General features: G+C 69.4%; 18 protein-coding genes and 1 pseudogene. 11 read left to right on the top strand and 8 right to left on the bottom strand.

What is annotated here, in order from left to right:
- Positions 1 to 214: 214 nt before the first annotated feature.
- Together ACYR7D_RS25250 and ACYR7D_RS25245 are read right to left on the bottom strand one after the other, a co-directional pair.
- Entirely contained in the window at positions 215 to 1,222 is a 1,008-nt protein-coding gene (locus tag ACYR7D_RS25250) for an Rv2578c family radical SAM protein (RefSeq protein WP_459547004.1), read from the bottom strand.
- Between the two features lie 31 nt (positions 1,223 to 1,253).
- A complete protein-coding gene (locus ACYR7D_RS25245; protein WP_459547003.1) occupies positions 1,254 to 2,252 on the bottom strand; it encodes an NAD-dependent epimerase/dehydratase family protein in 999 nt (332 codons plus the stop codon).
- Positions 2,253 to 2,453: 201 nt separating this feature from the next.
- On the opposite strand from ACYR7D_RS25245, the gene ACYR7D_RS25240 reads away from it, so the two are divergent.
- Together ACYR7D_RS25240 and ACYR7D_RS25235 are read left to right on the top strand one after the other, a co-directional pair.
- On the top strand, positions 2,454 to 2,771 hold the full coding sequence (locus ACYR7D_RS25240) for a type VII secretion target (protein WP_459547002.1): 318 nt from the start codon (positions 2,454 to 2,456) through the stop codon (positions 2,769 to 2,771).
- A complete protein-coding gene (locus ACYR7D_RS25235; protein WP_459547001.1) occupies positions 2,768 to 4,363 on the top strand; it encodes a hypothetical protein in 1,596 nt (531 codons plus the stop codon). The genes ACYR7D_RS25240 and ACYR7D_RS25235 overlap by 4 nt, the downstream gene beginning before the upstream one ends.
- A 5-nt stretch (positions 4,364 to 4,368) precedes the next feature.
- Here the strand turns inward: ACYR7D_RS25235 and ypfJ are convergent, their stop codons facing one another.
- Positions 4,369 to 5,295, bottom strand: a complete 927-nt coding sequence (gene ypfJ / locus ACYR7D_RS25230; RefSeq protein WP_459547000.1) for a KPN_02809 family neutral zinc metallopeptidase — start codon at positions 5,293 to 5,295, stop codon at positions 4,369 to 4,371.
- A 145-nt stretch (positions 5,296 to 5,440) separates the two neighbouring features.
- Here ypfJ and aspS point away from each other — a divergent pair, with 145 nt between their 5' ends.
- Positions 5,441 to 7,258 (top strand): aspartate--tRNA ligase, encoded by a 1,818-nt coding sequence (gene aspS / locus ACYR7D_RS25225; protein WP_459546999.1) that lies wholly within the window; start codon positions 5,441 to 5,443, stop codon positions 7,256 to 7,258.
- A gap of 7 nt (positions 7,259 to 7,265) precedes the next feature.
- On the opposite strand, the gene ACYR7D_RS25220 is transcribed toward aspS, so the two are convergent.
- Positions 7,266 to 8,219 (bottom strand): DUF2189 domain-containing protein, encoded by a 954-nt coding sequence (locus tag ACYR7D_RS25220; protein WP_459546998.1) that lies wholly within the window; start codon positions 8,217 to 8,219, stop codon positions 7,266 to 7,268.
- 180 nt (positions 8,220 to 8,399) lie between these two features.
- Here ACYR7D_RS25220 and ACYR7D_RS25215 point away from each other — a divergent pair, with 180 nt between their 5' ends.
- The 8 genes from ACYR7D_RS25215 (at position 8,400) to ACYR7D_RS25180 (ending at position 17,424) form a co-directional block, all read left to right on the top strand.
- Positions 8,400 to 9,566 (top strand): phosphotransferase family protein, encoded by a 1,167-nt coding sequence (locus ACYR7D_RS25215; RefSeq protein WP_459546997.1) that lies wholly within the window; start codon positions 8,400 to 8,402, stop codon positions 9,564 to 9,566.
- 39 nt (positions 9,567 to 9,605) lie between these two features.
- Positions 9,606 to 10,982, top strand: a complete 1,377-nt coding sequence (locus tag ACYR7D_RS25210) for a replication-associated recombination protein A (protein WP_459546996.1) — start codon at positions 9,606 to 9,608, stop codon at positions 10,980 to 10,982.
- A gap of 36 nt (positions 10,983 to 11,018) precedes the next feature.
- Positions 11,019 to 13,697 (top strand): alanine--tRNA ligase, encoded by a 2,679-nt coding sequence (alaS, locus tag ACYR7D_RS25205; RefSeq protein WP_459546995.1) that lies wholly within the window; start codon positions 11,019 to 11,021, stop codon positions 13,695 to 13,697.
- Complete coding sequence (gene ruvX, locus ACYR7D_RS25200; protein ID WP_459546994.1) at positions 13,697 to 14,317, top strand: Holliday junction resolvase RuvX; 621 nt, start codon at positions 13,697 to 13,699, stop codon at positions 14,315 to 14,317. The genes alaS and ruvX overlap by 1 nt, the downstream gene beginning before the upstream one ends.
- Entirely contained in the window at positions 14,314 to 15,807 is a 1,494-nt protein-coding gene (locus tag ACYR7D_RS25195; RefSeq protein ID WP_459546993.1) for an endolytic transglycosylase MltG, read from the top strand. Before ruvX ends, ACYR7D_RS25195 begins: the two co-directional genes overlap by 4 nt.
- The gene (locus ACYR7D_RS25190; RefSeq protein ID WP_459546992.1) at positions 15,797 to 16,624 is read left to right on the top strand and encodes a shikimate dehydrogenase; all 828 of its coding nucleotides are present in this window, start codon (positions 15,797 to 15,799) and stop codon (positions 16,622 to 16,624) included. Before ACYR7D_RS25195 ends, ACYR7D_RS25190 begins: the two co-directional genes overlap by 11 nt.
- An 86-nt stretch (positions 16,625 to 16,710) precedes the next feature.
- On the top strand, positions 16,711 to 17,184 hold the full coding sequence (locus tag ACYR7D_RS25185; RefSeq protein ID WP_459546991.1) for a B-4DMT family transporter: 474 nt from the start codon (positions 16,711 to 16,713) through the stop codon (positions 17,182 to 17,184).
- 12 nt (positions 17,185 to 17,196) lie between these two features.
- Positions 17,197 to 17,424 carry a hypothetical protein gene (locus tag ACYR7D_RS25180; protein WP_459546990.1) on the top strand — a complete coding sequence of 76 codons (228 nt, stop codon included), beginning with the start codon at positions 17,197 to 17,199 and terminating at the stop codon, positions 17,422 to 17,424.
- 245 nt (positions 17,425 to 17,669) lie between these two features.
- On the opposite strand, the gene aroB is transcribed toward ACYR7D_RS25180, so the two are convergent.
- The 4 genes and pseudogenes from aroB to ACYR7D_RS25160 form a co-directional block, all read right to left on the bottom strand.
- Positions 17,670 to 18,788: a 3-dehydroquinate synthase gene (aroB, locus tag ACYR7D_RS25175; RefSeq protein ID WP_459546989.1), complete on the bottom strand. Its 1,119-nt coding sequence runs from the start codon at positions 18,786 to 18,788 to the stop codon at positions 17,670 to 17,672.
- A 257-nt stretch (positions 18,789 to 19,045) separates the two neighbouring features.
- A pseudogene (locus tag ACYR7D_RS25170) lies at positions 19,046 to 19,708 on the bottom strand (shikimate kinase); the annotation flags it as partial.
- Complete coding sequence (aroC, locus tag ACYR7D_RS25165) at positions 19,708 to 20,937, bottom strand: chorismate synthase (RefSeq protein ID WP_459546988.1); 1,230 nt, start codon at positions 20,935 to 20,937, stop codon at positions 19,708 to 19,710. The gene aroC and the pseudogene ACYR7D_RS25170, both read right to left, overlap by 1 nt.
- Before the next feature lie 87 nt (positions 20,938 to 21,024).
- Positions 21,025 to 21,507, bottom strand: a complete 483-nt coding sequence (locus ACYR7D_RS25160; RefSeq protein WP_459546987.1) for a prepilin peptidase — start codon at positions 21,505 to 21,507, stop codon at positions 21,025 to 21,027.
- Positions 21,508 to 21,655 lie beyond the last annotated feature (148 nt).

Below are 21,655 nucleotides of genomic sequence, written 5' to 3'. Positions count from 1 at the left end.
GGGCGCGGTGGCGCCCCCGCGCAGCGCCACAGGGCTTCTACCAGGCTATATCTCCTTTCCGGTGGGGTCGAGTAAGGCGCGGGGCGCGTATTACCGCTCCGGGGCCGCCGGGTTCGGGTGCCGTACGGCGGCGCGGCCGCGGTGGGCCCTCGTCCCGCCGGTATGCCGGACGGTGACGAAGCCCGGTCCGCGCGGTCTCCCCGGGAGGTGGCGGTCAGGCGAACAACTCCAGCTGGGACGTGGCCTCCGGTTCCGGAGCGGGCTCCGCGTGCGGCGGTTCGGGTTCTTCCCGGAGCAGGCCGTGCGCGCGCAGGAGCGGATCGATCCGCTCGCGCAGCCAGGCCGCGTATTCGGGGGCGACCGCCGTGCCGCGGTAGAGCTGGCGATAGCGGCGCAGCAGCGCCGGATGGTTCTCGGTCAGCCAGCTCAGGAACCAGCCGCGGGTACTGCCGCCCAACCGCAGGGGCAGGGGTACGGCCGAAGCCGCTCCCGCCGCGGCCAATTCGCCGAAGAGAGCGTCGAGCTGGGCGCGGCCGTCGGTGAGATAGGGGACGATCGGTGCCACCATGACGTTCACCGCGAACCCGGCATCACTGCACGCGCGCACCAGGTCCAGCCGGGCGTGGGGCGAGGGGGCGCCGGGTTCGAGGCCGTGGTGCAGCTCGGGTTCCAGTAGTGCCAGCGAGATCCCGAGACGCACGCTCACTTCGCGGGCGGCCAGGGTGAGCAGCGGCAGATCGCGGTGCAGCAGCGTGCCTTTGGTGAGGATCGAGAACGGTGTCCCGGAATCGGTGAGGGCTCCGATGATTCCGGGCATCAGCCGGTATCGGCCCTCCGCCTGCTGGTACGGATCGGTGTCGGTGCCCAGCGCCACCCGTTCCCGGCGCCAGGACCGGCGGGTGAGTTCGCGGCGCAGCACCGCGGCGATATTGGTTTCGACCACGATCCGGGTGTCGAAATCGGTTCCGCCGTCGAATTCCGGGCCCGCGTGGGAATCGCGGGCGAAACAGTACCGGCAGGCGTGCGAGCATCCCCGCATGGGATTCACCGTCCACCGGAAGGGCAGATCCGATTCGTCGGCCACCTTGTTCAGCGCGCTCGTGCACAGCACTTCGTGAAAGGTGATGCCGTCGAATTCCGGGACCTGTACGGTGCGAGTGAACCCGGCCCGGTCGAGGCCGGGGAGTGCGCCGTCGTCCAGGGTCTGGTTCTGCCACCGCACCGAACCAGTCGAACACGCGTTCTAGGGGGTGTCAAGCGGTCGGCGTGAAATCCGGTAGTGGCGTGTGCGGGTCGGCGAAGAAGGCCACCAGATCGCGTACGGTGTCGTCGATCGGGCGCGGCCGGTAGCCGAGTTCGCGTGTGGCTTTGCCGTGGTCGACCAGAGGGGCCGAAACCAGCGCCCCGAGGGCGGCTTTGGAGATGATATCGGTGCCGAGTCGTTTGCCGACCGGCTCCAGCAGGGGGATGAGACCCGAGACGAGTTTCGGGGAGATGGAAAAGCGTGGGCCCTTCTTGCCGCCGTGCCGGGCGGCCATCCGGCACAGTTCCAGCATGGAGATCATCTCGCCGCCGATGAGGTAGTTCTCGCCGCTCCGGCCGTGTTCACCGGCCAGGACGAGACCGCGCGCGACATCACGCACATCGACCAGGTCGAAACCGCCGTCGATCATGGCCGGGATGCGGCCCCGGGCGGCGTCGCGCAGGGAGCGGTTGATCCGGGACAGCGGCGTCCCGTGGTCGACGGGGCCGAAAACCCCGGTGGGATTGCAGATCACCGCATCGAGACCGGCCGCGACGACCTTGCCGAGCTCGATCTCGCCGGCCCATTTCGACCGGTCGTACACGGGGAGGCCGGGATCGGTGGAACGAGGCGTGTTCTCGTCGATGTTGCCACCGCAGCTGTACTGGTCGAAAGCGTGTATCGAACTGGCGTGCACGAGACGGCGGACGCCCACCGCGTGGGCGGCCTCGGCGACCACGCGCACGCCCTCGGTGTTCACCCGCCAGGCGAGGTCGTGTTTGTCCGCGAGGGTGATCACGGCGACCAGGTGGTAGACCAGTTCCACTCCATCCAGCGCGGACCGCATGGATGCCGGGTCCAGTACGTCGGCGTCGACCCAGGTGACGTTCGCCGTGGGCTGCCGGGGCGCCACCCGGTCGATGGCGACGATATCGTCGCCGCGCTCGGTGAGCAGCGGGAGCAGATTCGAACCCAGGTAGCCGGCGGCGCCGGTCACTGCGACCTTCATGGGGACGAGAATATAGAACTTGTTCTAATTTGCAACAGGTTCTAGTTTTGGCCGTGCCGCTGCCTCGTCCACGTGTGTCCCGGTGGGTTATATTCGGGCAGCAACCATATGGCACCGCCGGGGGTGGGTTGTCGTTGCGGCGAACGAGGAATCCCACCCGGGGGTCATGATGATGTCCACGACGAATCAGGGGGGAGCTCGATGAGTGATCTCTCGGTAGAAACCGAAGCGCTGCGGGCGTTCGGGGTCACGAATGCCGGAATCGGCACCGAGATCGCGGCCGCCGGCAATTTCGACGCCGTCGCCCATGTCGCGGCGTTGACACCGGTGTTCGGATTGATCGGGGCGGACTACCTGGCCATGTTCGCCGCCGCGCAGGTGCTGCAGGCACGCGATATCAACGATCTCTCGGCCAAATACCAGAAACTGTCCCAGGCGGCGTTCTCCTCGGCGCTGAACTACGACGGCACCGACAGTGGTACCGCGGGTGTGCTGGGGGCCGTGGGAGGTGCGCTGTGAAACCGCTCGACAGCACCGGCTCCGCGGGGGTCATCGCTCCCGAACTGCAGCGGGCGGTACCCGCCACGGCACCGGTCGCGCCCGATACCGGCGGACCGGATCCGGCTGCCGCCATCCAGGACGTACCCCTGGCCCAGCTCCCCGAGGGAGAACAGCCCGGCGAGGCGCCCGAATTCGTCCTGTCCCAGCGTGTCTCCGATGACGCGCCCGCCTCGGCCGGACTGTCGGGTTTTCCCGGGCTCTCGGGGCTCGACGGCGGCGCACCGGAGGCCCAGGACATCCTCGCCGGTACCGTCGCAGAGGTGTCCACCCAGGCGGACGCGCTGCTGGGAGTGGTGAACGCGGCCGCGGCGCCATTGGTCGAGACAGCGCAGGGCGTGCTCGGTCAGGCGCTGACCGCAACCGGAACCGGAACCGGTGCGCCCCCCGCGGCGACCGGCGCGGCACCGGCCGCCGCGGCCCCGGCCCTACCCTCGGATCCGGTGGGTGCGCTGCTCGAAGGAGCCGCGCTGCCCGCGCTCCCCGGTATCGATGTGCTGTTCCAGCCGATCCGTGAGCTGCTCGGCAGTTTCGGTACCGGGATCATCGGCGCGCTGGACCCCACCGCCATCCTGAGCCAGTCCTCACAGATCATCGAAATCGCGATGGGAGTGGGTAAGAGCAGCCTGACCGCCATGGGCCAGGCCTGGGAGAGCGAGGCGTCGCGCACCGCCCAGACCGCCGGGGAGGAAGCCAACGTCTCCGGCCGGCAGACCAGCCAGCGCGGTATCGATATCGCTGCCCTCACCCAGGCGGCGGCCGCGGTCGTGCAGCAGGGCAACGCCCAGCTGAACACCATCGCCTCCTCGTTCCTGAGTCAGGCGGTCGCCCTGGCCCCCGTGGTGATGACCCCGCCCGCGCAGACCGCGCTCATCGCCTCGGCCACCGCGCATCTGGGGCAAGCGGTGAGCGTCGCCAACATCACCCGTGGCGACCTCGCGGGTAAGACCGCGGAACTGGGCGGGGTGGTGCAGCAGTTGCTCGGTGTGGACGGGCAGCAGGTCGCTCAGACGGCGCAATCCGTGGCGCAGAGCGTGGGCGAGCCGATCATGCAGCAGGCACAGAGCGTGCTCTCCGACAGCTCGGCTCTGGAATCGGTTCTGGGCTCATCCGGGGAGGATCCCGCCTCGACCACCCTCGCGGGCCTGAATTCCGGTGCCCCGAGCACCACGGGCAGTCCGGGGCTCTCGACCGGCGGCCCCGGAACGCCGACCGGATCACCGAGCGGCGCCCCGAGCCTTCCGGGATCACCGGCGACCCCCGGCGCCCCGGGCACGAGCCAGAACCCGTTGACCGGTGTGCTGCGCCCCGGCGCGCTGACCACGGGCCTGCCCACCGCGGCGGCCACCTCGCCCGCGAGTTCCTTCATGGGTGGTCCGGGCGCCGCGGCGGCGGGCCAGCGCGGCAGCGATGAGCAGCATTCCCGCACGGTCGAGTCCTATCGGAGCCCCACCGGTAACGACGATCTCACCGGACCGCTCGGGGAATCCGCACCGGAGGTCATCGGCGCGGTGGACCTCGACGAGGACGCCGGGTACGACAGCCAGTTCTGAGGGGATCAGCGCAGGGCGGAGGGATTGTCCAGGTCGCGCGCCGAATAGGTATCGCAGGCCGCGACCTGGCCGGTTCGGTAGCCGGTGAGGAACCATACCTGCCGCTGCTCGGACGCCCCGTGGGTCCAGGCTTCGGGATTGACGCGGCCCTGCGCCGCCTCCTGGATCCGGTCGTCGCCCACCGCCGCGGCGGCCGAGAGCGCGTCCTGGATATCGGTATCGATCAGCGGGCGTAGAAACGGCGTATCCGAACCAGGGGCCGGCGTGCGGTCGGCGTAATGCGCCCAGATACCGGCATAGCAGTCGGCCTGCAGCTCGGTGCGTACCGCGCCGGAGTCCGGGCCTCGCGGATCCTGCTGGGCCCGGCCGAGGTCGCCGAGCAGGTTCTGGATGTGGTGCCCCACCTCATGGGCCACCACGTATTCCTGGGCGAGCGGTCCACCGGTCGCGCCGAACCGGTCCACCAGCTCCTGGAAGAAGGTCACGTCGAAATAGGCGGTCCGGTCGGTCGGGCAGTAGAACGGCCCGACCTCACTCGTCGCGTAACCGCAGCCCGTGGAGATGGCGCCGCTGAACAGCCGTACATCGGGCGGGACATACCCGGTGCCGGTCTGCCCGGGCAGCTCCTGGGACCAGACCGCGTCCAGGCTCTGCGCGGTGAGCACCACCCGGCAATCCACGTAGGTGTTGGCATCCGCGCCGGTCCGGCAGTGTTCCGGGGTTCCGGCCGTTCCCGCCTCACGCTGCCCGGTGTCCTGGGCGCCGGTGAACTGGCCGAGTACCGAACTCGGATCTCCGCCGATCAGTAGCGCGAGGACCAGGACGATCAGCCCTCCGGCGCCACCGCCGAGGGCGATTCTGCCGCCCGGCCCCGGGCCTCCGCCCGACGAGGCCCGGCCGGGGTCGATCGACACATGCTCGTTGAAGGTCATGAGTGATCCCGTCTGTGAGCTGTCGCTGCGGCTTTGCTCGGGTGTTCGCAGGATATCCGTTTCCACCCCTCGCGCGGGGCCCACTACGATGGCAACCGCATCCCGGAGGCCGTCCCGGTGTGCTCCGAACGTCGAAAGGAAAGCCGTGCTGCGCACCCACTTGGCCGGTTCACTGCGAAGCGAACAGGCCGGTCAGACCGTCACCCTTTCCGGTTGGGTGGCTCGGCGGCGTGACCACGGTGGCGTGATCTTCATCGATCTGCGCGATGCCTCCGGTGTGGCGCAGGCGGTGTTCCGGGAAGGTCCGGCGGCCGAGCAGGCACACCGGCTGCGGGCCGAATACTGCGTACGGATCGTCGGCGTGGTCGAACAGCGACCCGAGGGCAACGAGAACCCCGAACTGCCGACCGGCGCGGTCGAGGTGAACGTCAAGGAGCTCGAGGTGCTGAACGAAAGCGCCCCGCTGCCGTTCCAGCTCGATGAGCAGCCCGGTGAGGAGGCCCGCCTCAAATACCGCTACCTGGATCTGCGGCGTGAGGTTCCCGCTCATGCCATCCGGTTGCGGTCGAAGGTGAACGCCGCCGCGCGCTCGGTGCTGGCCCGGCACGAATTCGTGGAGGTGGAAACGCCGACACTGACTCGTTCCACTCCTGAAGGTGCCCGTGACTTCCTGGTGCCGGCCCGGCTGCAGCCCGGTAACTTCTACGCGCTGCCGCAGAGCCCGCAGCTGTTCAAGCAGCTGCTCATGGTGGGCGGTATCGAGCGGTACTTCCAGATCGCGCGCTGCTACCGCGACGAGGATTTCCGGGCCGACCGCCAGCCCGAGTTCACCCAGCTCGACCTCGAGATGAGCTTCGTGCGCCAGGAGGATGTGATCCTGCTGGCCGAGGAGATCCTCACCGCGCTGTGGGATCTGGTGGGCTACCGGATCCCCACCCCCATCCCGCATATGACCTACGAGGAGGCGATGCGCCGCTTCGGTAGCGATAAACCGGATCTGCGTTTCGGGGTGGAGATCACCGAGTGCACGGAGTACTTCGCCGAAACCCCGTTCCGCGTGTTCCAGGCGCCCTATGTGGGTGCGGTGGTGATGCCGGGCGGGGCGAGCCAGCCGCGTCGCCAGCTCGACGCCTGGCAGGAATGGGCCAAGCAGCGCGGCGCCAAGGGGCTCGCCTATGTGCTGATCGGGGAGGACGGCTCGCTCGGTGGCCCCGTCGCCAAGAATCTGAGTGAGGCCGAACGCGCCGGCCTGGCCGCCCATGTCGGCGCCGAACCGGGGGACTGCGTGTTCTTCGCGGCCGGTCCGGCCAAGGCACAGCGGGCCCTGCTCGGCGCGGCGCGGTCGGAGATCGCGCAGCGGGTCGGGCTCATCGACGAGAACGCCTGGTCGTTCGTATGGATCGTGGACGCTCCGCTGTTCGAACCCGCCGCCGATGCCACCGCCGGTGGTGATGTGGCATTGGGATACTCGGCGTGGACCGCGGTGCACCACGCGTTCACCTCGCCGAAGCCGGAATCGATCGACACCTTCGACACCGACCCCGGCTCCGCGCTCGCCTACGCCTACGACATCGTCTGCAACGGGAACGAGATCGGTGGTGGGAGCATCCGTATCCACCGGAAAGATGTCCAGGAACGCGTTTTCCAGGTTATGGGGATCAGCGAAGCCGAGGCGCAGGAGAAGTTCGGCTTCCTGCTGGACGCGTTCGCTTTCGGTGCGCCGCCGCACGGTGGTATCGCCTTCGGCTGGGACCGTATCGTGGCCCTGCTCGCCGGGCTCGATTCGATTCGCGAGGTGATCGCCTTCCCGAAGACGGGCGGCGGTGTGGACCCGCTCACCGATGCGCCCGCGCCGATCACCGCGCTGCAGCGCAAAGAAGCCGGGCTCGACGTGGATCCGCGGGCCGGGGACAAGGCCACCGGTAACGGCGTGGCGCGGGCCGCGGCGGGCGGCACCGCGTAGGACACGGCTACACCGGGGAGATCGGTCCGCCGGTGAGCGTGCGATACGCGTAGGTGACCGCGATCGCCGCCACCGGCCCGGCCGCGAGCAGGCCGAAACCGCATGCGAGCAGACCCAGCACCGTAATGACGATGACCGTCAGTACGAGCAGGAAGACCCGCCACGGATCCTGCAGAACCAGCAGAAAGCTGGATTTGATGGCCTCGACCGGGGTCTGTCCCTGTTCCATCGCGAAATGCAGCGAGAACATACAGCCGATCCCCACCAGGATCCCCGGGACGAGGCACAGCGCCGAGGCGAGGGTGGTGGCCAGAAAGGCCAGCAATGCGGTGAGGAAGGCGTTGCCGAGGTTGCCGAAGTAGAAGTAGGAGCCGAAACCCGGCCGGTAGCCGTCGGTTTCGTAGAGTGCTCCGCGTACCAGCGCGGCCTGGAGCACCCACAGGCCGGCCATGACAGCGGCGAAGAGCACCAGCAGAGCGAGCATCGATCGCGGTTCGACGATCCGGACGACCAGGGTGAACAGCAGATAGATGATCAGGCCGAGCGAGGTCACCGCCACCCAGGGGCCGAAGTTCAGGCGGAACTTCTCCAATCCGTAGCTCAGCGCGTGCCCGATATCGAGCCGGCCGGGTATCCCGGTACCGAGCGTCTGGTATCCGTAGACCGGTTCCTCGGGGGCCGGTCCGGTCCCCGGTGGTCCGTAGACCGGCCGGCCGGAGGAATCTCCGTGCCCGGTGCCGGGCGGTGCGTCCGGGCCGGTGGTCTTACCCGCAGCCGGGGGCGGCGGCGCGGCAGGGCCCCGGCCCGAGGGCGCCGGCCCCGGAGCGGGGTGCGCACCGGTCGCGGGGGTTTCCGCGGGTGTCCCGGACGCGGGGTGGGGGTTGTTCGCGGCGGCGGGTGGCCGGCCTGCCGCACCGGGTTCACCGGGTGAGCCGGGGGTGGAACGCGAGGTGTCGGTCACGCTGGCATACCTTTCGGCTCGGGCGGTTTCCGGTGCGGCGCACAGCAGTTCAGATCGAGAAAACCCGACCGGAAGTGCGGTGTCAAGCAGGGCGCCGAACACACCGGACACGCCGGACGACACGGAAAGGTTGTCGAACCGCTCGCTAGAAGTGACCGGATGCGAGTAACTTGAGATGCGATGACTGCACTACTGGCCGAACGAGCCACCGAAGTCGTATCCGCAGCGCAGCAGTTGCTCACAAAGCGAATGGGTGCTCCGGTGAAGCTGAGCGACCCCGTCGAACTCAGTGGCAGCGGTAGGACGACAGTCCTACGCGTCCGGGTTGCCGAGAACGCCTTTTCCCTACCACGCACGTTGATCGTCAAGCAGGTGCGCGGTGCCGTTCGCGACCCCAAGAACGTGACGATTGCCCCCGGTGTCGCCAGCGTCGACTCGGCGTTCCTCCGCGAAGCCGTGTCCTACCAGTTCACCACGGCGCTGAGCCGCGGCGAACGGCCCGGCGCCTATCTGATCGCGCACAGCCTGCCCGACCGCCTGCTCGTGCTCAGCGATCTGGGGGAGAACACCAAACTCACCGATGTGCTGCGCTCCGGTGCCGAACCGGCCACCCGCAACGCGATGATGGCCTTCGCGCAGGCGCTCGGGCGGATGCACGCCGCGACCGTCGGGCGTGAACCCGATTTCGTGGCCCTGCTGCGCCGCGTCGACGTCACCCACCGTGTCGACGGAATCGCCCAGCAGGCCGAGGCGGCCGTCGCCGAGGTGCCCGGTCTGCTGCGCCGCGAACTGGGCATCGAGGTCCCCGACGAGGTCGTCGAGCAGGTCGCGCACGGTGCCCGGCTGTTCTCCGGGGGCCGCTTCCGGGCCTTCAGCCCTTCGGATCTGTGCCCCGACAATGTCATCATCAACGACGAGGGCGCCCGCATCCTCGACTACGAATGGGGCGGGTTCCGCGACGCCGTCCTCGATATCGCCTACGCCCTGGTGTCCTTCCCCGGCTGCCTCTGCGATATCGAACTGTCCCGGGAGCGCGCCAACCAGATGGTGGAGGCCTGGCGGGCGGAAGTGGTCGGGGTGTGGCCCGCCCTCGCCGACGACGCCCTGCTGGCGGACAAGATCCTCGAGGCCCGGCTCATCTGGGTCTGGCTCAGTACCTACTGGTTCCTGCCCGCCGATCACGCCCGGATCGCCGCCGCCCGGGAGCACGGCCTGTCGGTACCTCGTTCGGATGCCCTGCTCAACCGCTGGGCCGGCCTGGCCGAGGACGCGCGCTGCCTCGGCAACGACGCGGTCGGCGATTTCGCCGAGGGCGTCTGCGCGCTCCTCGACGAGCACTTCAGCTAGGGCCCGAAGGCGTCGGCGGCCAACGGTAGCGTCGCAGACATGAGTGATGGTCTGTTCGATATGCCCGGCGCGCCGGCGGTCGCGCCGGACGTCGCCTCCCCCGGGCAGGCCGCGTGGGAAGCCGGTGCGCGGGCTCCGCTCGCGGTACGGATGCGGCCCGCCTCGCTCGACGAGGTCGTCGGACAGCGGCATCTGCTCGGTCCCGGTTCCCCGTTGCGGCGGCTGGTCGAAGGGTCGGGTGCGGCGTCGGTATTGCTCTACGGTCCGCCCGGTACCGGGAAGACCACCCTCGCGTCGCTGATCTCGCAGGCCACCGGCCGCCGGTTCGAAGCGCTGTCCGCGCTGTCGGCGGGGGTCAAGGAGGTGCGGGCGGTGATCGATGTGGCGCGGCGGCGGCTCACCGCGGGTGAGCAGACCGTCCTGTTCATCGACGAGGTACACCGGTTCTCCAAGACCCAGCAGGACGCGCTGCTGGCGGCGGTGGAGAACCGCATCGTGCTGCTGGTCGGCGCGACCACGGAAAATCCGTCGTTCTCGGTGGTGGCGCCGCTGCTGTCACGTTCGCTGGTGCTGCAGTTGCAGTCGCTGGGCGCCGACGATATCCGTGCGGTTCTCGAGCGTGCCCTGGCCGATCCGCGGGGTCTGGACGGGCAGTACACCCTCACCGCCGAGGCGCTCGACCATATCGTGCGGATCGCCGGCGGCGATGCCCGGCGTGCGCTCACCGCGCTGGAGGCCTCGGCGGAATCCTCGCTCGACGGCACCATCGACCTCGATCTGGTGGCCGCCAGTATCGACAGGGCCGCCGTCCGCTACGACCGTGCCGGGGATCAGCACTACGACGTGATCAGCGCGTTCGTCAAATCGATCCGCGGTTCCGATGTCGACGCGGCCTTGCACTACCTCGCCCGGATGCTGACGGCGGGAGAGGATCCGCGTTTCATCGCCCGCAGGCTGATGATCCACGCCAGCGAGGACATCGGGATGGCCGATCCCACCGCGCTGCAGGTCGCCACCGCCGCCGCGCAGGTCGTGCAGCTGGTCGGCCTGCCGGAGGGCCGGCTGGCCCTGGCGCAGGCGACGATCCACCTGGCCACCGCACCGAAATCGGGAGCGGTGGTGGCCGCCATCGGTGCGGCCATGGCCGATGTGGCGGCGGGTAAGGCGGGGGCGGTGCCCCCGCATCTGCGCGACGGGCACTACGCGGGTGCCGAACGTCTCGGGAACGCCCGCGGCTACCGCTACCCGCACGACGACCCCGACGGAGTGCTCGCCCAGCAGTACCCGCCGGACGAACTCGTGGGCGTGGACTACTACCACCCCACCGATCACGGTAACGAACGGGCCGTGGGCCCACGGGTGAGCACCCTGCGCAGAATCGTCCGCGGCCTGCGCCCCGCAAAACCGGCTCGGTGATAAATCGGGTGAACCGCACCGGTAGGCTGGATATCCGTGCAGACCCACGAGATCAGACGGCGATTCCTGGACCATTTCGTTCGTGCCGGGCATACGGAGGTGCCCAGTGCATCGCTGATTCTCGACGACCCGAACCTGCTGTTCGTGAACGCGGGCATGGTGCAGTTCAAACCGTATTTCCTCGGTCAGCAGACGCCGGCGTACCCGCGCGCGACCAGCGTGCAGAAATGCGTGCGCACCGGTGATATCGAGGAAGTCGGTATCACCACACGGCACAACACCTTTTTCCAGATGGCGGGCAATTTCTCCTTCGGCGACTACTTCAAGGAAGGCGCCATCCGCTTCGCCTGGGAACTGATCACCAATGCCCAGGAGGACGGCGGCTACGGTTTCGACCCGGAGCGCATCTGGGTCACCGCCTACCAGGACGATCCCGAGGCCGCCGAGATCTGGCGGCGGGTCGCGGGGATCCCCGAGGAGCGGATCCAGTTCCGCGACGGTAAGGACAACTACTGGGATATGGGTGTGCCGGGCCCCGGCGGGCCCTGCTCGGAGATCTACTACGACCGGGGGCCGGAATACGGCCGCGAGGGCGGGCCCGTGGCCGACGAGGATCGCTATCTGGAGATCTGGAACCTGGTCTTCATGCAGGACATCCGCGGCGAGCTGAGCCCGAAGCTGGGGCATCCGCCGGTGGGTGTGCTGCCGAAGAAGAACATCGATACCGGGATGGGTATCGAACGTATCGCGCTGCTGCTGCAGGGCGTGGACAATGTCTACGAAACCGATCTGCTGCGGCCCATCATCGACAAGGCCGAAGAACTCACCGGCCGCTCCTACGGCGTCGAGCACGCCGACGACGTCCGGTTCCGGGTGATCGCCGACCACGCGCGTACCTCCGCGATGCTGATCGCCGACGGGGTGAACCCGGGCAACGACGGCCGGGGCTATGTGCTGCGTCGACTGCTGCGCCGGATCGTGCGCTCGGCCCGGCTGCTCGGCGCCGAACAACCGGTGATGAGCGAGTTCATGCGGGTCGTCAGCGAGTTGATGGCTCCCTCGTATCCCGACCTGGCCACCGATTACGCGCGGATCGAAACGGTGGCGGTCGGTGAGGAGACGGCCTTCCGTAAGACCCTGAGCACCGGTTCGAAACTGTTCGACGAAACCGCCGCGCAGGTCAAGGCCGCCACGCCGGGCGGCGCCACCGGCACCATCTCCGGCGCCGACGCCTTCACCCTGCACGACACCTACGGTTTCCCGATCGACCTCACCCTGGAGATGGCGGCGGAGGCCGGGCTGGCGGTGGACGAGGCGGGCTTCCGGACGCTGATGGCCGAACAGCGGCGCCGGGCCAAGGAGGACGCGCACGCGCGTAAACACGCGCACGCCGATCTGTCCGTGTACAAGGAACTGGTCGACCGGGGCGATACCGAGTTCACCGGGTTCGATGAGCTGACCTCCGAGGCGCGGGTGCTGGCGCTCATCGGTGACGGGGTCCGGGTGCCGACCGCGGTGGCCGGTACCGATATCGAGGTGATCCTGGACCGCAGTCCGCTCTATGCCGAATCCGGTGGGCAGATCGCCGACCGCGGCACGATCACCGCGTCGGGCACCAAACTCGTCGTCAACGATGTGCAGAAGATCGCCAAGCGGCTGTGGGTGCACCGCTGCACGGTGGAACAGGGGCAGATCACCGAGGGCGACGTGGTGCTGGCACAGGTCGATCCGGCCTGGCGGCGGGGCGCCACCCAGGGGCATTCCGGTACCCATATGGTCCATGCCGCGCTGCGGCAGGTACTCGGCCCGAACGCCGTCCAGGCCGGTTCGCTGAACAAGCCGGGTTATCTGCGTTTCGACTTCAACTGGCAGGGCCAGCTCTCCGAACAGCAGAAAGCCGATATCGAGGCGGTCTCCAACGACGGGGTGGGCGCCGATTTCCAGGTCAACACCTTCGTCACCGATCTGCCCAAGGCCAGGGAGATGGGGGCGCTGGCGCTGTTCGGGGAGAACTACGGCGACCGGGTGCGCGTGGTGGAGATCGGCGGACCGTTCTCCATGGAACTGTGCGGCGGCACCCATGTGGCCCATTCCTCGCAGATCGGCCCGATCACCCTGCTGGGAGAGTCCTCGGTGGGGTCGGGGGTGCGCCGGGTGGAAGCGTTCGTGGGCCTGGACTCCTACCGGCACCTGGCCAAGGAGCGGGCACTGCTCGCCGGTGTCGCCTCGATGCTGAAGGTGCCCTCGGAGGAGGTGCCGGGCCGGGTCGAGCAGCTGGTGGACCGGCTCAAGGCCGCCGAGAAGGAACTCGAGCGGACCAAGATCGCCGCGGTGCTGTCCTCCGCGGGCGCCTACGCCGATGCCGCGGAACGGGTCGGTGAGGTGCTGCTCGTCGCCGCCGCCGCGCCGGAGGGTGTGGCGCCCGGCGATCTGCGCACCTTGGCCACCGATATCCGTGGACGGCTGGGCAGCAGTCCCGCCATTGTGGTGTTGCTCGGAAATAACGAGGGTAAGGTCCCCTTCGTGGTCACCGTGAACAAGCCCGCGCAGGCGCTGGGATATGCCGCAGGCGATCTCGTGGCCGTTTTCGGGCCGCGTATCGCCGGTCGCGGCGGCGGTAAACCGGAAATGGCCCAGGGCGCCGGCTCGGATCCGTCGGGGATCGACGCGGGCCTGGCGGCGGTTCGCGACCATATCGGCGCGCACGCCGGCTGATGGCCGGGCCATCGGGAGACGACCCGCCGGTCGACCGGCCCGATCCCGTGACGGATCCGGGCCGGGGCCGTCGGCTGGGCATCGATGTGGGCAGCGTGCGCATCGGTGTGGCGGCCAGCGACCCCGACGGGATTCTCGCGACGCCGGTGGAGACCGTGGCGCGGGATACCCGGTTCCGCCGGACCGGGCGGCGGCCGCGTCCCGCCGGGAACCACGCCCCATCCGGAGCCGGCTCCGCGAGTGCCGCGACCGCCCCCGGTACCGATATCGCGCGGATAGTGGAGATCGTCCACGAGTACGAGGCGGTGGAGATCATCGTCGGCCTGCCGCGGACGCTGCGCGGTGAAAAAGGAACCTCGGCGCGGATGGCGGCGGAGTTCGCCGGAAGGTTGCGCGACTCGCTGCCCGATACGCCGATCCGGCTTTCCGACGAACGTTTGACTACGGTGTCTGCTGCACGCGCTCTGCGGGACAGCGGTGTTCGAGCGCGCGGACAGCGGCAGGTGATCGACCAAGCGGCCGCCGTATCGATCCTGCAGAGCTGGTTGGACGAACGGAGTTCGATGATGAGGTCGGCCAAGGACGCGGCCCGTACCGCGTTGTCCGGAGACGATGTATGACGGACCGTTGGGCGCAGGCGGAGGCGCGATTCCGGCAGCGTGAGGCCGAGCGGAAATACCGTCGCGACGATCAGGCATGGGAGCGGTCCCGCCGGGCGTCCGCGCCGGTCGCCGACGATCCGGAGTGGGACGAGGAGCCGGAGAGCGGCTGGGATCCCTATGAGGACGATGACACCACCGTCATCCCGCGCTATGTCGACGAGGACGATATCGACGAGGACGAGTACGACGACGAGTACGACGAGCCCACCCCCGCGCCCCGATCCCGCGCGCGTGGTCGCGCCCGCGCCACCGCGCGTCCGGCGCCTCGCCGCGGGGGGCGGGCCGCTGCCCGCAGGGCGGCGGAGCGGGAACGTGGCGGACGTCGTCGGCTCCTGTGGATCACGGCCGCCGTTCTGGTGGTGCTCGTCCTCGGGGCCGGGGTCTACAAGCTGGTCAACCGTTACACCCCGGCGGAGGATTTCGCCGGTCCCGGTGGGGCGCCCGTGGTGGTACAGGTGAAAGCCGGGGATACCGCCTCGGAGATCGCTTCGACGATGGAGGAGGCGGGGGTGGTGGCCAGTTCCGCCGCCTTCTACGAGGCCGCGGTGCAGAACGAGGGGATGAACGCGGTCCAGCCCGGCTACTACGAGATCCCCGAGCGCAGCCCGGCGCGGGACGCGGTCGCGGCACTGGTTTCAGCGGAATCCCGGGTCGGCAATGTGGTGGTTTCCGAGGGGCGGCAGCTACACGACCAGCACGATGTGAACACCGGCGCGCGTAAGGAGGGGATCTACACCAAGATCGCCGCGGCCAGTTGTGTGGGCAGCGAGCCCGAACGCCGGTGCGTCACCTACGAACAACTCGAACAGGCCGGTGCCGGCACCGATCTGGCTGCCCTCGGCGTACCGGAATGGGCCATGGAGGCGGTGCGGCAGGTTCCCGACCGCGCCCGCCAGCTCGAAGGTCTCATCGCCGCGGGCAGCTGGGATTTCGATCCGCGCGGTTCGGCGCAGGAGATCCTGCGGCATCTGGTCAGCGAAAGCGCCCGCAGCTACGAAGCCACCGGATTGCTGGAGTCCGGCAATGCCAACGGTCTGAGCCCGTACGAAACATTGATCGGCGCCTCTCTGGTGGAACGGGAAGCGTTGCCCCAGGATATGAGCAAGGTCGCCCGGGTCATCGTGAACCGGCTGGAGATCGACCAACCGCTGCAGTTCGACTCCACGGTCAACTACGCGCTCGACACCACCGAAGTGGCCACCACCGATGCCGACCGTTCGCAGGTCACCCCCTGGAACACCTATGCCATGGCCGGCCTGCCCGCGACGCCGATCTCCTCGCCGTCCCTCGCCGCGCTCGAGGCCATGGAGCAGCCCGAACCCGGTACCTGGCTCTACTTCGTCACCATCGACAAGGAGGGCACCACGCTGTTCACCGAGAGCTACAGCGAGCATCTGCAGAACATCGAACTCGCGTTGGAAAGCGGGATTCTCGACAGTGGCCGGTGAAGCGGCGGGACCGCGGCGTGCCGCGGTCCTGGGCAGCCCCATAACGCATTCGCGCTCCCCGCAGCTGCATCTGGCCGCCTATCGTGCTCTCGGGCTGGACTGGCTCTACGAGCGGATCGAGTGTACGGCCGAACGATTGCCCCGGCTGGTGGACGGGCTGGGCCCGGAATGGGTCGGGCTCTCGGTGACCATGCCGGGTAAGGAGGCGGCTCTGGCGTACGCCACCGAACGGAGCGAGCGGGCGGTTCTGGTCGGCTCGGCCAACACCCTGGTCCGTACCGCGACGGGATGGCGCGCGGACTGTACGGATGTGGACGGTGTGCTCGGGGCGCTGCGCGGTGGCGGGGTGACGGAACTGTCCGAGGCAGTGGTGCTGGGGGCGGGCGGTACCGCCCGGCCCGCACTGCTGGCGCTGGCCGGTCTCGGCGCCGAGGGCGTGACCATCGTGGCTCGCGATGCCGGACGGGCGGCGGGGGCGCGTGAACTCGCCGAGCGGCTGGGGATGAAACCGGAGGTGATCGGTTTCGATGCCCCGGAGCTGGCGGCCGGATGCGCCCGCGCGGGTGCCGTGGTCAGCACCATCCCGTCTGGAGCGGCCGCCACGGTGGCGACGCAGGTCGCGGCCGCGCCCGTAGTGCTCGACGTCCTGTACAACCCTTGGCCCACGCCGCTGGCCGAGGTGGTCACCGCCGCCGGTCATACCGTGGTCGGCGGACTCCGGATGTTGCTCGAACAGGCCTATGGCCAGGTAGAACAGTTCACCGGACAACCCGCACCCCGAGCGGCCATGGCCGCGGTGCTCGACCTTCCCGCCTGAACCCGATCCGAGACGGTCCTGCGGTTCGCTGCCGAAATTCTGTAACGGGTTCTAGTCGGGGCGCGCGGAGAGTTATGGTGATCGGCATGACTGCGTGGTTGTTGCGGGCATCGGCGCTCGGTGGGCTGGCCGTCGTGCTGCGGGTACTCCTCGGTTTCGCGATGGGTTACATCCCGACCTACGGGCTGTGGTTGCGGCTGCTGTGCCTGGTGGTGCTGATCGGCGCCGCGGTGGCCTGGGGACTGGCCGACGGTCGCGCCGACCGCCGCGCCGAGCCGAACCCCGAGCGCGGTACCGATCTGACCATCCGCTGGCTGCAGGCCGCGGTGGCGGGGGGTATCGGCAGCGGTCTGCTCTCCTGGGCACTGGATTTCCTGCCCCGGGTCGATCTCGGAGACGGTGGTCTGCTGTTCGAGGCCACCGCCGCCGCGGCGTTCATCGTGCTGCTGATCTTCGTTCCCGCCCTGATCGGTGTGGCGATCGGGCGCCGGCTGGCGAGCCGGGAAAACGATCGTTCGGCGGATACCGGGGCCCTGCGCCCGGCCGGTTCGGCAGCCTGACGGCTGCCGGGCGTGGAACACGTCGAGGTCGTCGTGGCCCATCACGAGCGCGCGACCCTGCGCGTAGGCGATATCTTCCTGAAGATCGACGCCGACCGGACCCGCACCGACGTCGACCTCGACATGATCCGTGCGTGGTGGTCGTTTACGGAGCCTGCGGGGAGTCCGCCGGTCGAGTACGGCTTCGACCCGGCCACGCCGCGCGGCGAGGTCGATGTGCTGATGAACCAGGCGGGGTAGCACCAACGCAACCGGGGCTGTCGGTCCCTATGAGGGACGGTCCGGGCATGGCTCGGTTCGGATCCGCGCGAGTATCCATGCGCGGACAGAAAGGCGACTACGGATCGACGTGCTCACCGCTGCGGGATGCGAAAGGATCCGGGTCGGCGAGGCATCCGGGAACCGGCGCGACACCCGGAGCGAGACGAACGCTTCGGCCATCTGCGCCTCGGCGAGCGCCGGTTGCCCGATCCGCCGACTCCGGCTCAGAGCAGGATCGCCCCGCCCCCGGTCGTACCGGCCCCGGCGACCGCCGAGTACGCGGCGGCGAGCAGAGCCGGATCCGGGCCCTCCAGCCGGCCCGGTTTCGCCAACCCGTCGAGTACCACGAAACGCAGCACCCCGGACCGGGTTTTCTTGTCCGTCTGCATCGCCTCCAGTAGCTGGGGCAGCGCGTCGGGATCGTAGGTGGTGGGCAGACCGACGCTTTCCAGGATGCGGCGATGCCGGTCGGCGGTGGCGTCGTCGAGACGACCCGCCAGGCGGCCCAGTTCGGCGGCGAAGACCAGCCCGACCGAAACGGCCGCACCGTGCCGCCAGCGGTAGCGTTCCCGGCGTTCGATCGCATGTCCCAGAGTGTGGCCGTAGTTGAGGATTTCGCGCAGCGCGGACTCCTTGAGATCGGCCGCCACCACTTCCGCCTTGACCGCGATGGCCCGCCGTACGAGCTCGGGGAGGATCTCGCCCGTGGGATCGAGGGCCCCCTGCGGATCGCTCTCGACCAGGTCGAGGATCACCGGGTCGGCGATGAAACCCGCTTTGATGATCTCCGCCATCCCGGCGATGATCTCGTTGCGCGGTACGGTCTCCAGAGTCACCAGATCCACCAGCACCGCCGCCGGTTCGTGGAAACAGCCGACCAGGTTCTTCCCGGCTTCGGTGTTGATTCCGGTCTTGCCGCCCACCGCCGCGTCCACCATGGCCAGCAGGGTGGTGGGGACGTGCACGATCTTCACCCCGCGCATCCAGGTGGCGGCGACGAAACCGGCGAGATCGGTGGCCGCTCCACCGCCGAGGCCGACCACCACATCGCTACGAGTGAGGCCGATCCGGCCGAGTACCTCCCAGCAGAAACCGGCGACCGCGAGTTCTTTACCGGCCTCGGCATCCGGGATTTCGATCCGGTGCGCGTCGAGACCGGCCTCGGCCAGGGCGGTGCGCACCACTTCGGCGGTTTCCACCAGAGACGGCTGGTGGAACAGGGCTACCGTGCGCGCCCGGCCCGTACCGGTGACCGCCTCGACGAGTTCGTTCAGCAGTCCGCGGCCGATGATCACCGGGTAGGGCTCGGCGGTGCGGACCTCGATACGCGTCGGTTCTGTCACGTGTGCTGCTCCGATCCTGTCTGTGGCTGCTCGCCCTGTTCACGTTGTTGCCGGCGGGCGCGCGCCCGCCGAGCCCGCGCCCGCCGGGAACGGCCAGGGGTACGCAGACTGTTGTCGCCCTGAGCCGGGCCCGCTGTGCCGCCGTTCGTACCCGGGTCCGGTGCCGCGGCGGCGTTGTTCGTCGCGGATGCGCCCGGACCGCCGGCGGTCGCCTCCGGTGCCTGTGTCGCGGCACCGGAGGATGCCACCCCGGTGCGCTGCTGGGCGGCCGCTGCCCGTCGCGCCCGGGCCCGCGCGCGACGTCGCGCGCGAGACCTGCTGGTGCGCTGTGAGCTCGGGCCCGCAGGGGTCGTGACGCCCGCCGTATCCGTATCCGTATCGGTGCGGACCGATTCCAGGGATAGTTTCCCCAGGATGGCACGGACCACCCGGCCGGGGCTGCGGCCGTCGGTACGCACACGTACCGAGGCCACCTCCCGGTACAGCGGCCGCCGGATCCGCATGAGTTCCCGGTACTTGGCGCCCGGATCGGCGCCGCCCAGCAGCGGCCGGGTATCGCCGGCCCCGGTGCGGCGGAGTCCTTCGGTGATGCTGATCTCCAGGTACACCACGGTCCGCTCGCGGAGCAGGGCCCGGGTTCGTTCGGAGAGCACCGCGCCGCCACCCAGCGAGACCACGCCCGGCTGGGTACGCAGGGCACGGCCCACCACTTCTTCCTCGATCCGCCGGAAACCGGCCTCACCGTCGGCGGCGAAGATCTCCGGAATGGTCCGGCCGGTGGTCTCCTCGATACCGGCGTCGGTGTCGTAGAGATCCACCCCGAGCTCGCGGGCCAGCTTCCGCCCGATCGTCGTCTTGCCCGCACCCGGTGGGCCGATCAGCACCACCCGGGGGCTGTGCGGATCGGTCTGCACGCTCATTACGCCGGGTCGGCGGCGACGGGATCGCCCGGATTCAGGTGGGGGCGCCCGCTGATCCGCTTCAGGTAACCGTCGAGATTGCTCACCGTCTCCGCCACCGAATCGCCGCCGAACTTCTCCAGCGCCGCCTGCGCCACCACCAGCGCCACCATCGATTCGGCGACCACACCGGCGGCCGGTACCGCGCACACATCGGAGCGCTGGTGGATGGCCACGGCCTCCTCACCGGTGGACATATCGACCGTGGCCAGGGCGCGGGGAACGGTGGAAATCGGCTTCATCGCGGCGCGCACCCGCAGCGCCTCACCGTTGGTCATACCGCCCTCCAGGCCGCCGGCGCGGTTGGTGGAACGCAGGACACCGTCCGGCCCCGGTCGCATTTCGTCGTGGGCCCGGCTCCCGCGCCGTCGCGCGGTTTCGAAGCCGTCGCCGACCTCTACCCCCTTGATGGCCTGGATGCCCATGAGGGCCGCCGCCAGCCGCGAGTCCAGACGTTTCTCGCCGCTGGTGAAGGAACCCAGGCCGATCGGGAGCCCCGCGACCACCACTTCGACGACTCCGCCGAGGGTGTCGCCGTCCTTCTTCGCCGCATCGATCTCGGCGATCATGGCGGCCTCGGCGTCCGCGTCGAAGGCCCGGACCGGGCTCCGGTCGATGGCGGCCAGATCGCCGGGGCCGGGTACGACACCGCTGGTGTTCGCCGCGGTGCCGATGGACACCACATGGGAGAGCACCTCGACCCCGAGTGCCTGGCGCAGGAATGCCCGCGCCACGGTGCCGGCCGCCACCCGGGCGGCGGTTTCCCGGGCGCTGGCCCGTTCCAGGACGGGGCGGGCGTCGTCGAAACCGTATTTGAGCATGCCCGAGTAGTCGGCGTGGCCGGGCCGCGGCCGGGTGAGCGGGGCATTGCGGGCCAATTCGGCGAGTTCGGCCTCGTCGACCGGGTCGGCCGACATCACGGTGGTCCATTTGGGCCATTCGGAATTGGCGACCTCGATGGCGACGGGACCGCCCATGGTGCGCCCGTGCCGGACCCCGCCGATCACGGTGACCTTGTCGGCCTCGAACTTCATCCGGGCGCCGCGGCCGTAACCGAGCCGCCGGCGCGCCAGCTGTGCGGAGATCTCCTCCGAGGTCACCTCGACACCGGCCACCATCCCCTCCAGGATGGCGACGAGAGCGGGTCCGTGGGATTCTCCAGCAGTTATCCAGCGCAGCACGCCGACCATCTTCCCATGTCGGCGCGACGACCGGGGCATGCGGGCGGTGGTGTCCACCGGGCATATGACCGGGCGGCGGGCGGGAGCACCGGATGGTCAGCACAGCAGTAGCCCCAGAAGTGTCGCAGCACACATCGAGGGGCCGTGCGGGACGGTCGTGGCCGGGGAATCCGGCGATAGAGGCCGGATGCCGGGACCCGTTCCGCGGCGCCCGCTCGAGTAGCGGCGGGCGAGCAGGAGACCGATCCCGGCGCTCGCGGTGAGCAGCGGCGCCGTCACGGCCGACCAGACCCAGGCCTGTGCGCCGCCCAGCCCCGCGGCGGCACCCAGACCGAGTGCCAGTTTCACATCACCGGCCCCCAGCGCCGCCGGGCGCAGCAGGTGCAGCAGGAGGTGGGGCGTAGCGAGCAGGGCCGCTCCCCGGGCCGCGGCGGGGAATTCCCCGATGAACAGCGCATAGCCGAATACGGCGGCCGCGCCCGGCAGGGTGAGGGGATTCGGTAGTCGCCGGGTCCGGATATCGATAACGCTCAAGACCCCGCACCACGCGGCGAAGAGCGGAAAGCAGACAGCCGTCACACCACCACCATCGGGCCGCTGCCGCGACGACGGGGCCGGCGGATACGGAATGTGGACAACCGCGAGCGCGGCGGTGTCATGTGAACATCGCATGCTCCGGAATGCGGCCCGCCCCGTGCGGGCAGGTGTACGCAGACCGTGTCGGCGG

The sequence above is a fragment of the Nocardia sp. X0981 genome (assembly GCF_977089955.1).
This window is presented reverse-complemented; position numbering and strand designations above follow the sequence as displayed.